The following is a 12,498-nucleotide window of genomic DNA, read 5'->3' on the forward strand; positions in this document are numbered from 1 at the left end:
TACTACGCAAAATAAAAAGGCCGAACGCGTCGGCCTTTTCAGAAAGGAGAGAAAATTACAGCAGGCGACGCGCAGCTTCTACCACGATTTTCACCGCGTGGCTTTCCGTCTGCTTCATGGTTTCAGCATTCGGGATCTCTTGCTGTGTACGGTTAACGATAACACCCGCAACCATACCGGCACGCAGACCCTGGCTTGCGCACATGGTCAGCAGCGTCGCAGATTCCATTTCGTAGTTCATGACGCCCATGGACTGCCACTCTTCCATCGAGCCTTTGAAACGGCTCACCACGCGACCAGAGAAGGTGTCATAACGCTCCTGGCCTGGGTAGAAGGTATCAGAAGACGCAGTAACGCCGACGTGGGTAGTCGCGCCAATAGATTTCGCGGCTTCCACCAGCGCAGTGGTGCATTCGAAATCGGCAACAGCCGGGAATTCCATCGGTGCGAAGTGCAGGCTCGCCCCATCCAGACGGACAGACGCGGTGGTAACCAGCACGTCACCCACGTTGATATGCGGCTGAATAGCGCCGGTCGTACCGATACGCAGGAAGGTACGAATGCCCAGCTGCGCCAGTTCTTCTACAGCGATAGAGGTCGACGGGCCGCCAATACCGGTAGAGCAGACGATCACTGCTTTCCCATCCAGCTCTGCACGCCAGGTAGTGAACTCGCGATGAGATGCCAGCTTAACCGGCTTGTCCATCAGCGCGGCGATCTTTTCCACACGCTCAGGGTCGCCAGGGACGATAGCAAGCGTAGCCCCTTGTAAATCGTTCTTGGTGAGGCCGAGATGAAAAACATCAGACTTAGACATAAAAACTCCTCTGTGAATCGGTTTTGTCAGAAGAAGCAAAAACACACTTTACCGAAGGCATAAACATATTTTCGTGACAGTCATCACTATGATGCAAAACAGTTGCATTTCATTACCATGAAATAGTGATGAACATCACATTAACCACTCGATACAGGCAAGCCTTGCACAAAAGATAGACCGTTTAAGGCAATGTGGTTCATTGCACGCGTCTATAGTTAATGATGCGCTATTTGGCTAAATACTTAAGGGTACGGAGAATACCATGGCAACAACACGACAATCTGGCTTTGCACCTGCAGTATCCCCACCCGCTGCAACGGCGGTTCACACCCCGGATAACGAAATCATCGCGGGAATAACGTCGATTCCGTCTCAAGGTGATGATATGCCTGCGTATCATGCACGCCCGAAGCACAGCGAAGGTCCGCTACCGGTCGTTATCGTCGTGCAGGAAATTTTTGGCGTTCATGAACACATCCGTGATATTTGTCGCCGCCTGGCGCTGGAAGGGTATCTGGCTGTCGCACCAGAGCTTTACTTTCGCGAGGGCGATCCGAATGATTTTGCCGATATTTCCACGCTGTTAAGCGGCCTGGTGGCCAAAGTCCCGGACTCTCAGGTGCTGGCCGATCTGGACCACGTCGCCAGTTGGGCCTCACGCAACGGCGGTGACGCACACCAACTGATGATCACTGGTTTTTGCTGGGGTGGACGCATCACCTGGCTGTATGCTGCACACAACCCACAGTTAAAAGCGGCAGTGGCATGGTATGGCAAACTGGTCGGCGACAAAACGCTGAACTCGCCCAGGCATCCCGTCGATATCGCTACCGATCTTAACGCCCCCGTGTTGGGACTTTATGGCGCGCAGGACACCAGCATTTCACAAGATAGCGTGGAAACCATGCGTCAGGCATTGCGCGCGGCGAATGCCAAAGCAGAAATCGTGGTGTATCCCGATGCCGGGCATGCTTTTAACGCGGATTATCGCCCGAGCTATCACGAAGAGTCCGCCAATGACGGCTGGCAAAGAATGCTGGCGTGGTTTGCGCAGTATGGTGGGAAGAAATAAATGTTAATCGCCCGGTGGCGGCTACGCCTTACCGGGCTTACAACGACTTGCACGTTCCTGTTGGCCGGGTCAGCGTTAACGCCCCCGGCGATCGGGCACCGAATTAAGCCTGACGCAGGTTCTGCGCCGCTTTCACCATATTCGCCAGCGCCGCGCGGGTTTCCGGCCAGCCGCGAGTCTTCAGACCGCAGTCCGGGTTCACCCACAGACGCTCAGCCGGGATACGCTGTTCCGCTTTCTTCAGCAGGGCTTCAATCCATTCCACGCTTGGGACGTTCGGCGAGTGAATATCGTACACGCCCGGCCCGATTTCGTTCGGGTAGTCGAACTCTTCGAACGACTCCAGTAGCTCCATGTCGGAACGCGAGGTTTCAATGGTGATCACATCGGCATCAAGCGCAGCGATGGAATCCATGATGTCGTTGAACTCGCAGTAACACATGTGGGTGTGGATCTGCGTTTCGTCCTTCGCCACCGCGGCGTTGATGCGGAAGGCCTCAACACCCCATTCCAGATACGCCGCCCAGTCGCTACGACGCAGAGGCAGACCTTCACGTAGTGCCGGTTCATCAATCTGGATGATGCCAATACCGGCGGCTTCCAGATCGGCGACTTCGTCACGCAGTGCCAGCGCAATCTGCTTAGCGATGGTTTCGCGAGTCACATCTTCGCGTGGGAATGACCAGCAGAGAATGGTCACCGGGCCTGTCAGCATGCCTTTGACCGGTTTGTCAGTCAGCGACTGGGCGTATTTTGCCCACTCAACGGTAATCGCTTCCGGACGACTCACGTCACCAATCACTACCGGCGGCTTCACGCAGCGGGAGCCGTAGCTCTGTACCCAACCATTCTGAGTAAAGACAAAGCCGTCCAGATGCTCGCCAAAGTATTCAACCATGTCGTTACGCTCGGCTTCGCCGTGTACCAGTACGTCCAGGCCTAAACGTTCCTGCTCAGCGATCGCCTGTTTGATATGCTCGGCGATACCGGTACGGTAGTTGCCCGCATCCAGGTTACCCTTTTTAAAATCCAGACGCAGGCCGCGGATTTCCGTGGTTTGCGGGAAAGATCCGATCGTCGTGGTCGGCCACGCTGGCAGGTTAAAGCGCGCACGCTGAGCTTCGGCACGTACCGGGTAAGCGTGAGAACGTTGACTGTCCTGCGCGGTGATTGCCGCCAGACGTTTTTCGACTGCCGCATTGTGGACGCGGGTTGACTGACGACGCGCCTGAATTGGCGCACTCCACTCAACCAACGCTGCGGTATCGCCGCTGTTCAGCGCATCACGCAGCAGCGCCAGTTCACCGCACTTTTGCAGGGCGAAGGCAAACCAGCTTTTCACTTCGGTATCAAGGCGGGTTTCGACGCTCAGATCAATTGGGCTATGCAGAAGAGAACAAGAAGAGGCCACCCAAAGCGGACGTTTGCCGACAATGTCTTTAATCTGTGCATATTTCTCGGTCAGATCGGCACGCCAGACGTTACGGCCGTTAATCAGGCCTGCAGAGAGCAGCCAGTTTGCGGGCAAATGCGAGTGCAACTCGGCTACGTCATCTTTACCATGAACCAGATCCACATGCAGACCCTGTACCGACAGCGAGGTGATGGTATCCAGATTCGGCGTCACACCCTCGAAATAGGTAGTCAGCAGCAGCTTCACCTGCCCGGTCAGCGCATCGTACGCCGGTTTAAAGGCGTTCAGCCATTCCTGGGACAACTCCAGCACCAGCGCTGGTTCATCAATCTGCACCCACTCAATACCGCGTTTTGCCAGCTCAGCTAGCACCTGCTGGTAAACCGGCAGGATGTCGTTCAACAGACTCAGGCGGTCAAACTGTTCACCCTTCACTTTGCCCAGCCACAGATAGGTTACCGGCCCCAGCAGGACGGGCTTCACTTTGTGGCCCAGCGCCAGCGCTTCGTCCACTTCATCCAGCAGCTGAGTCCAGGTCAGTTTGAACTGCTGGCCTTTGGTGAACTCAGGCACCATGTAGTGATAGTTGGTATTAAACCATTTGGTCATTTCTGCCGCCGCCGCCGGTTCACCAGTCGGTGCGCGACCACGGCCAATACGGAATAAGGTGTCGATATCAACAGATCCATCTTTGTTCTGATGGCGGGCCGGAACGTTACCCAGCAGCAGGCTGGTGGTCAGCACATGATCGTACCAGGCAAAATCGCCCACTGGCAGCAGGTCAACGCCAGCTTGCTTTTGTTGATCCCAGTGACGAGCACGCAGTTCGCGACCCGTTGCCAGCAATTCTTCACGAGAGGCGTTACCCGCCCAGTAGCTTTCTTGCGCTTTTTTCAACTCGCGACGCAGGCCAACGCGAGGGAAACCGAGGGTGTGATTAAGTATTGTCATTTTTTCTTCCTCTAATTATATGTAAATCCTATGGATTTTGAATTTAGGGAAGGCGGCAAGTTTGTTCATCCCCGGGAGCTTACTGAAGTAAGTGACCAGGGTGGAAAAACGCAGCCAACGCACCATAAATTTAAAAGACGAAGGATTTTAGCCGTCCAGATGTTTACACATCCATATTTGCCAGTTACTGTATATTCCTCAAGCGCAATTTATTCATGCCGAAGTGAAGGACTTTCATGATCGAGATTAAACATCTGAAAACGCTACAGGCGTTGCGGAACAGTGGTTCACTGGCAGGCGCAGCAGCGACATTGCATCAGACCCAATCCGCCCTGTCTCACCAGTTCAGCGATCTGGAACAACGCCTCGGCTTTCGGCTATTTGTGCGTAAAAGCCAGCCGCTACGTTTTACGCCACAGGGTGAGATTTTGTTGCAGCTGGCTAATCAGGTATTGCCACAAATCGGTCGCGCGCTTCAGGCATGCAATGAACCGCAGCAAACCCGGCTGCGCATCGCCATTGAATGCCACAGTTGTATTCAGTGGCTGACGCCCGCCCTGGAGAATTTCCGTGCTAACTGGCCACAGGTAGAGATGGATTTTAAATCCGGCGTGACGTTCGATCCGCAACCGGCTCTGCAGCAGGATGAGCTGGACCTGGTGATGACATCTGACATTCTGCCGCGCAGTGGCCTGCACTATTCACCGATGTTTGATTTTGAAGTCCGTCTGATTCTGGCACCCGATCACCCACTGGCCAGCAAAACGCAGATAACACCGGAAGATTTAGCCAGCGAAACCCTGTTGATATATCCGGTACAGCGCAGCCGACTGGATGTCTGGCGGCATTTCCTGCAGCCTGCGGGCGTTAGTCCGTCGCTGAAGAGCGTGGATAACACCCTGCTGTTGATCCAGATGGTAGCCGCCAGAATGGGCATTGCAGCTCTGCCGCACTGGGTAGTGGAGAGTTTTGAACGCCAGGGCCTGGTGGTGACCAAAACCCTGGGAGATGGATTGTGGAGCCGACTGTACGCCGCTGTGCGCGATGGCGAGCAGCGTCAGCCGGTCACCGAAGCATTTATTCGCTCAGCGCGGAATCACGCCTGCGATCACCTGCCGTTTGTACGGAGTGCGGAGCGACCCACTTTCGATGTACCCACAGTGAGGCCACTATCACCGCCGCACCAATGATGAAGCTTGGCCAGTGAGGCTGCTGGTGCCAGATGGCCAGGTTAACCAACAGCCCCGCAGGCACATGCATATTGTTCATGATACCCAGCGTACCTGCATCTACCTGCGTCGCGCCGTAGTTCCACATAAAGTAACCGATGCCCGATGCCGCCACGCCAAGGAACACCAGAATCCCCCACTGCAGCGAGGTTTCAGGCATTTTTTGCGCATTCCCCACTATCAACCAGGCAATGACCGCCACCAGCAATGCCCCCATATAAAACCAGGCAAACGCGTTGTGCTGCGGCATGGGACGGGTTTCCATCAGACGCTTATAGCCCACCATGCCGATGGCAAAGCTGATGTTGGAAAGCTGTACCAGCAGCAGGCCGGTCCAGAAATGACTGGTCACCTGATCGTAACGAATGATCCCCGCCCCAATCACCGCCAACAGCGCGCTAAACGCGTAGCTCCAGCGTAAACGGCGTCGGCTCATCAGATCATAAATCAGCGTGATATAGAGCGGCGTCAGGACGGTAAATAACAGTAACTCGGAAACCGTCAGGTACAAATAAGCGCGGAAACTCAGCATATACATGATGCCAAGCTGCATGGCACCCACCAGCATGTACAGACCAATTGTTTTTACGCTGTGTCCGCGGGTACGCAGAAATGGCAGGAACACCAACGCCGCCAGTCCGACCCGTACCAGCACTGCAAAATAGCTATCGACATGACCAGCAAGGTACTCGCCAAACAGGCTAAAGGAAAAGGCCCACAGAATAGTGGTAATGATGAGTAGCGCCACAATAGATGTCTCTGAACAAAAGATACACCCATTGTAGCGAAGTTCACGGTTGACAACTGACTAACTAATGAGCGGTTCCGTTACTGTAAAAACAGTTCTCGCAGATAATGCGGCACGGCATCGTCGGCATTAAGCCCGATCACGTCCAGCTCCGGGTGCAGATCCTTCAGGCGCTGATGCGCATTGCCCATAATGCAGCCTTTTCCTGCCATCGAGAGCATCTCCGCGTCGTTCATGCCGTCACCGAAAGCAATACAGTCTTTCAGGCTGAAGCCCATCGCTTTTGCCACCGCTTCCAGTGCATGGCCTTTTGATACGCCACCGGCCATCACTTCCAGGCAGGTCAGCGTAGAGAAACTGACGTTCACACGGTCACCCCAACGGGCGTTAATCGCCTGCTCCAGCGGCAGCAGGATTTCATGAGAGTCGGTGGTGAAAAACACTTTACTGACGCCTTCCGGCTCCAGCAACGCGGGTTCGAACAGCGAATAGTTAAATACTGCTTCTTTGAAGAAACGCATTTCATCCGGGCGATGGCGGTTCATAAACCACTCATCATCGCGATACACGTTGGTCACGATATCCGGGTTCGCATTCACCACACCAAACAGGTCGCTGGCAATGTCGCGATCCAGGTTATGCGAGAACACAAGATTCCCGTCAGTATCATGTACGCGCGCACCGTTGGAGGTGATCATGTAGGACTTAATGCCAAGGTTGTCGCGAATTTGCCCCACATCAATATGATGACGGCCGGTCGCGAACACAAAATTCACGCCACGAGCAGTCAGCAGTTTCAGCGTCTCTTTGGCATACGGGGACAGGGTATGGTCGGGGGAAAGCAGCGTACCGTCTAAATCAGATGCAACTACCTGATACATAAAAAATTAAACCTCTAAGCAAAGCGGTGTCCGCTGGATGAGTTATGCCTGTCGAAAAATTCAACAATGGCGTTGAGCGCGACTGAGCGCATTGCGTCCTTTTCAAAAAGGATCTCATGGTATGCGCCTTTTATGACCAGCGGTTGACCTCCTTCTACAGGATGGCCCGCTGCGGCGCGGAGTTCACAAAAACGATAGTGCATGCGGTTATCCACCACACGCTCTTCTTCAGCCTGAATAAGCAATGTTGGGGTCGCATCATCCCCGGCCCCGGCCAGTACCTGCTCGCCCGCCAGAATGCCTTCACGCACCCAGTGATAGGTCGGGCCACCCACCCGCAGCTGCGGATCATCAGCATAGAAGCGCAGGTTACGCCGATAGCGCTGCCGGCTGTGGGTGAGCGCATTCATCCCAAACGGCAACGCCCGCCAGCGACCGGTTCCCATCGCATAGCCTTCACGGATGCGCGGATGCCCTTCTGCCCAGTCAAGAATATGGCGCACCATCCAGTCGGGAAAGCGCATCACAATCCCAAACATCGGGGCGCTGAGGGCAATAGCATCACACTGATTAGGGTGGCGCTGCAGGAACAGCGTGGCAATTGCCCCACCCATGGAATGCGCCAGTATATAGCGTTTTCTCCATGGACCTGGCTGCACTTCCTGCTGCCAGAAGGCGGTCAAATCGTCGACGTAGTCATTAAAGTTATCCACATGACCACGGTGCGGATCCGAGAGCATCCGCCCGGAACGCCCCTGGCCACGATGGTCGATAATGAGGACGTCAAAACCAGCATAAAACAGGTCATACGCCAGTTCAGCGTATTTTACGTAGCTTTCTATGCGCCCGGGACAGACGACGATGACGCGATCGTTTTTGTCTGCACGAAAGCGAACAAAGCGTACGGGAACATTATCTACGCCGGTAAATTCCGCTTCCTCCCGCTGACGCCAGAAATCTGTCAGTGGCCCCATGGAAAAAGCGGCAAACGCGTTTTCTCTTGTTTCCCAGTCTTTTTGCTGCTGAAACATCGGGTATCCAGCCTCGTTGACCAAGTAAAATCGTTTTTTTTGCCGGGTCTGTTACAACGCATCGGCAGTAGCGTATTGTGGCATAAAAATAGACAAGTCGGGAGTTTCTCATGACCTTTGAATGGTGGTTCGCCTACCTGCTGACGTCCATTGTTTTGAGCTTGTCGCCAGGATCAGGGGCGATCAACACCATGACAACCGCCATCAGCCATGGTTATCGCGGAGCAACGGCGTCAATTGCCGGTTTGCAGACCGGACTGGGCATTCATATTGTGCTGGTCGGTATTGGGCTGGGAACGCTATTCTCACGGTCAGTGATCGCCTTTGAGGTGCTGAAGTGGGCGGGGGCAGCCTATCTGATCTGGCTGGGCATTCAGCAATGGCGCGCGGCGGGAGCCATTGACCTGAACACCATGGCCAATACGCAATCGCGCAGTCGCCTGTTCAAGCGCGCCGTCTTCGTCAACCTGACCAACCCAAAGAGCATTGTATTTCTCGCCGCCCTGTTCCCACAGTTCATCATGCCGCAGGTGCCTCAACTGATGCAGTATGTTGTACTGGGCGTGACCACCATTGTGGTCGATATTATTGTGATGATCGGTTACGCGACGCTGGCCACCCGCATTGCGGGCTGGATAAAAGGCCCCAAGCAGATGAAGGCGCTAAACAAAGTGTTTGGCTCGTTGTTTATGCTGATAGGCGCCCTGCTGGCGTCAGCACGGCATGCCTAGATAACTGGAATAGTGCTCGCAATGAAATGCGAACGATCTGAACATCGCTATATGACTTCGCGAAACTCGCTGCAAAGGGAGAAACATCTTTTATTCTGTGCTGTCAGGTGTTGAGTGCTAATGCCAGAATGCCACCATATTCACCACTCAGGGATGATGAACAATGGCGGAAGCAACCACACCTCATGACGCAGTATTTAAGACCTTCCTCTCCCGTGTAGAAACCGCCCGGGACTTTATCGAACTCCATCTTCCGCCCTCGTTACTCAAAATCTGCAAACTGGAAACGCTACATCTGGAATCAGGCAGCTTTGTGGAGGACGATTTACGTCCCTATTTAAGTGACGTACTTTATTCACTCGAAACGACCAGCGGCTGCGGCTATGTACATGTGCTCATTGAGCACCAAAGCTCACCAGACAAACATATGTCGTTCAGACTGATGCGCTATGCTATCGCTGCCATGCAACGTCACCTTGAAGCGGGACACGACCGTCTGCCGCTGGTCATTCCTGTGCTTTTTTACCATGGGAAGCAAAGCCCCTGGCAGGGTTCAATGAGCTGGCTGGATCACTTTGAGGATCCGGCTACCGCCGGTCAGCTTTACAGCACACCGTTTCCGTTGGTGGATGTGACGGTTATTCCAGATGATGAGATCATGCAACATCGCAGTATGGCGGCACTGACGTTAGTACAAAAACATATTCGCCAGCGCGACATGGCACAGTTGCTGGATAAACTTACCCGCCTGTTTACGCTGGAGAAGATGAGCGGACAACAAGTAACCGTACTGGTAAACTACATGGTGCAAGCAGGGAATACACAAGATGTTCAGACATTATTGTATAAGCTGGCACAACGTGTGCCGCAGCATGGAGATAAATTGATGACAATGGCGGATCAACTAAAGCAAATAGGCCGCGAAGAGGGCAAGCGCATTGCTCTGACAGATGTCGCAAAAGCGATGCTCAAGCGGGGTCTTGATACCAACACAATTATGGAAATGACCGGTCTTTCGAAGGACGAATTACAAAAGCTTGCGCAATAAACCGTATTCCGCCTGGGCCCCCCAGGCGGGTAACAAAGTTAGCGCGAAATTATCAGATGAATACCGAAGCCCGCGAATAACGCGCCGGCAAAGCCGTCAATCCACTTCGCCAGACGCTGATAGCCACGACGCATTTTCGGCAGCGCAAACAGGCTGGCGACCACGGTAAACCACGCCAGCGTCTCGACGATAATCAGCGCAAAAATACCCCAACGGGCAGCGGTACCGACGTTGTCGCCGACAAACAGCGAAAAGACGGAGCCAAAATAGATAATGGCTTTGGGATTCGCCAGGTTGGTCAGCAGACCTTTTAAAAAACTGCGTCCGCTCTGCGCCAGCTCAACCTGCGGCGCAGGTGCCGCAACGTCCTGTTTTTTAAACGCGCCGCGCAGCATCTGATACCCCATCCAGCACAGATACAGACCACCGCCGACCATAATAATCGTGTGCAGCCAGGCCATTTTTTCGATGATCAGATGCAGACCGAGCAGTGCCACGCCCGCCCAGACCATGACGCCGCAGGTAATACCCAGCACGCCCATCATCGCCTCTTTGCGCGAGCGGCTAACGGCCGTTTGCGAAACAAAGAAAAAATCGGGGCCAGGACTCATCAGCGCTACGATGTGTACCAACGCAACGGTAAAAAATAGCGTTAACATAAAAATGACTCGCGGGGGAATAGTTCAGAGAGTCACCATCCTGGCACTTTTTTGCCTGGCTGACTACTCTTCGTCGTCACCATCAACATGCGCACGGATAAGTGCCATAAACTCTTTGCCAAAACGCTCAAGTTTACGCATTCCCACGCCGTTGACGCTCAGCATTTCGCTCGGTGACACCGGCATTTGCTCGGCCATTTCAATCAGCGTGGCGTCGTTGAAGACCACATACGGCGGGATATTCTCTTCATCGGCAATAGCTTTACGCAGCTTACGCAGTTTGGCAAACAGCTTACGATCGTAGTTACCGCCAAAGGATTTCTGCATTGCGCGCGGTTTAAGCGCCACAATACGCGGCACGGCAAGCTGTAACGGCACAACGCCGCGCAGTACCGGACGCGCAGCTTCGGTTAACTGCAACGCGGAGTGGTGGGCAATATTCTGCGTCACTAGTCCGAGGTGAATCAGCTGGCGAATGACGCTCACCCAATGTTCGTGGCTCTGTTCACGACCAATGCCGTAGACCGGCAGCTTGTCATGCGCCATCTCACGAATGCGCTGGTTATTTGCCCCGCGCAGAACCTCGACGACATAGCCCATACCAAAACGTTGGTTAACGCGGTAGATCGTCGACAGCGCTTTACGCGCATCCATTAAGCCGTCGTACTGTTTAGGCGGATCGAGACAAATATCGCAGTTGCCGCACGGCTCCTGACGCCCTTCGCCAAAATAGTTCAGCAGCACCAGACGACGACAGGTTTGCGCCTCGGCAAAGGCCCCCATCGCATTGAGCTTGTGACGCTCGATATCCAGCAGTTGTCCGGCGGGTTTCTCTTCGAGACAACGGCGGAGCCACGCCATATCGGCCGGATCGTAAAACAGCATCGCTTCTGCGGGCAGGCCATCACGCCCGGCACGCCCGGTTTCCTGATAGTAGGACTCGATATTACGCGGGATATCGAAATGCACCACGAAGCGCACGTTGGGTTTGTTAATGCCCATGCCAAACGCCACGGTCGCGACAACGATTTGCAGGTCGTCGCGCTGGAATTTCTCCTGCACGTCGGCGCGTACGCTGTTTTCCAGCCCGGCATGATAGGCCCCGGCGCTGATCCCGCGGCTTTGCAGGCGCGCCGCGGTGTCTTCAACCTTCGCGCGGCTGTTACAGTAAATAATGCCGGACTTTCCGCGTTGCTCCTGCACGTAGCGCATTAGCTGATCGAGCGGCTTAAACTTCTCCATCAGCATGTAGCGGATATTTGGACGGTCGAAGCTGCTGATCTGAATGAGGGGATCGTTAAGCCCGAGCAGACGCACAATATCCAGCCGGGTGGTGTCATCGGCGGTGGCCGTGAGCGCTACAAAAGGAAGCGCAGGGAAACGCTGACGCAGCTGACCCAGCGCGGCATATTCCGGCCGGAAATCATGCCCCCACTGGGAAATACAGTGCGCTTCATCTACCGCCAGCAGTACCGGATTCCAGTGAGCCAGATTATCAAGGAAGTTATCCAGCATCAGGCGCTCGGGCGCAATGTACAGCAGGCGGATTTGCCCGCTGCGACAGCCTGCCATCACCTCTTGCTGCTGTTCACGGCTCTGGGTGGAGTTCAGGCATGCCGCCGCCACACCGTTTGCCAGCAGCTGATCGACCTGGTCTTTCATCAGGGAAATCAGCGGCGAAACCACAACGGTGAGGCCATTCAGCAATAATGCGGGAATTTGATAACAGAGGGATTTACCGCCACCGGTTGGCATAACGACCAGGCAATCGCGGCCAGAGAGCACGGTGTCGATGATTTCTTCCTGACCAGGGCGAAACTGTTGGTAGCCAAAGGTTTCCTGCAAAACCTGTTTAGCGCCCATTTCCAGATTCAACACTTCCGCCTGCGCCACATTAACCCCGTTAACCTTAAA

At 54.3% G+C, this 12,498-nt stretch carries 11 protein-coding genes; 4 read left to right on the top strand and 7 right to left on the bottom strand.

Features of this window, described 5'->3' with window-relative positions:
- Nucleotides 1–55: 55 nt before the first annotated feature.
- Complete coding sequence (udp, locus tag IMQ48_RS22115) at nt 56–817, bottom strand: uridine phosphorylase (protein ID WP_003828923.1); 762 nt, start codon at nt 815–817, stop codon at nt 56–58.
- Between the two features lie 265 nt (nt 818–1,082).
- On the opposite strand from udp, the gene IMQ48_RS22120 reads away from it, so the two are divergent.
- Nucleotides 1,083–1,892 carry a dienelactone hydrolase family protein gene (locus tag IMQ48_RS22120; protein ID WP_196210683.1) on the top strand — a complete coding sequence of 270 codons (810 nt, stop codon included), beginning with the start codon at nt 1,083–1,085 and terminating at the stop codon, nt 1,890–1,892.
- A 103-nt stretch (nt 1,893–1,995) separates the two neighbouring features.
- Here the strand turns inward: IMQ48_RS22120 and metE are convergent, their stop codons facing one another.
- Nucleotides 1,996–4,257 (bottom strand): 5-methyltetrahydropteroyltriglutamate--homocysteine S-methyltransferase, encoded by a 2,262-nt coding sequence (gene metE / locus IMQ48_RS22125; RefSeq protein WP_196210684.1) that lies wholly within the window; start codon nt 4,255–4,257, stop codon nt 1,996–1,998.
- 236 nt (nt 4,258–4,493) lie between these two features.
- Between metE and metR the strand changes: the two genes are divergently transcribed.
- A complete protein-coding gene (metR, locus tag IMQ48_RS22130; RefSeq protein ID WP_196210685.1) occupies nt 4,494–5,447 on the top strand; it encodes an HTH-type transcriptional regulator MetR in 954 nt (317 codons plus the stop codon).
- On the opposite strand, the gene IMQ48_RS22135 is transcribed toward metR, so the two are convergent.
- The 3 genes from IMQ48_RS22135 to pldB form a co-directional block, all read right to left on the bottom strand.
- Nucleotides 5,335–6,234: a carboxylate/amino acid/amine transporter gene (locus IMQ48_RS22135; protein WP_196210686.1), complete on the bottom strand. Its 900-nt coding sequence runs from the start codon at nt 6,232–6,234 to the stop codon at nt 5,335–5,337. The two genes, metR and IMQ48_RS22135, sit on opposite strands and share 113 nt — an antisense overlap.
- 80 nt (nt 6,235–6,314) lie before the next feature.
- Complete coding sequence (gene yigL, locus IMQ48_RS22140; RefSeq protein ID WP_096758916.1) at nt 6,315–7,115, bottom strand: sugar/pyridoxal phosphate phosphatase YigL; 801 nt, start codon at nt 7,113–7,115, stop codon at nt 6,315–6,317.
- Between the two features lie 14 nt (nt 7,116–7,129).
- Nucleotides 7,130–8,146 (bottom strand): lysophospholipase L2, encoded by a 1,017-nt coding sequence (gene pldB / locus IMQ48_RS22145; RefSeq protein ID WP_196210687.1) that lies wholly within the window; start codon nt 8,144–8,146, stop codon nt 7,130–7,132.
- A gap of 110 nt (nt 8,147–8,256) precedes the next feature.
- On the opposite strand from pldB, the gene rhtB reads away from it, so the two are divergent.
- Nucleotides 8,257–8,877, top strand: coding sequence for a homoserine/homoserine lactone efflux protein (gene rhtB / locus IMQ48_RS22150; RefSeq protein WP_196210688.1), 621 nt, complete (start codon nt 8,257–8,259; stop codon nt 8,875–8,877).
- 163 nt (nt 8,878–9,040) lie between these two features.
- Complete coding sequence (locus IMQ48_RS22155) at nt 9,041–9,925, top strand: Rpn family recombination-promoting nuclease/putative transposase (protein WP_196210689.1); 885 nt, start codon at nt 9,041–9,043, stop codon at nt 9,923–9,925.
- A 38-nt stretch (nt 9,926–9,963) separates the two neighbouring features.
- Here IMQ48_RS22155 and rhtC read toward each other — a convergent pair whose 3' ends face one another.
- Both rhtC and recQ read right to left on the bottom strand, forming a co-directional pair.
- Nucleotides 9,964–10,584 (bottom strand): threonine export protein RhtC, encoded by a 621-nt coding sequence (gene rhtC, locus IMQ48_RS22160; protein WP_096758919.1) that lies wholly within the window; start codon nt 10,582–10,584, stop codon nt 9,964–9,966.
- Nucleotides 10,585–10,647: 63 nt separating this feature from the next.
- Nucleotides 10,648–12,477 carry an ATP-dependent DNA helicase RecQ gene (recQ, locus tag IMQ48_RS22165; protein ID WP_196210690.1) on the bottom strand — a complete coding sequence of 610 codons (1,830 nt, stop codon included), beginning with the start codon at nt 12,475–12,477 and terminating at the stop codon, nt 10,648–10,650.
- Nucleotides 12,478–12,498 lie beyond the last annotated feature (21 nt).

Origin of the sequence: Citrobacter sp. Res13-Sevr-PEB04-36, from assembly GCF_015672735.1 — a bacterium.
GTDB lineage: Bacteria > Pseudomonadota > Gammaproteobacteria > Enterobacterales > Enterobacteriaceae > Citrobacter.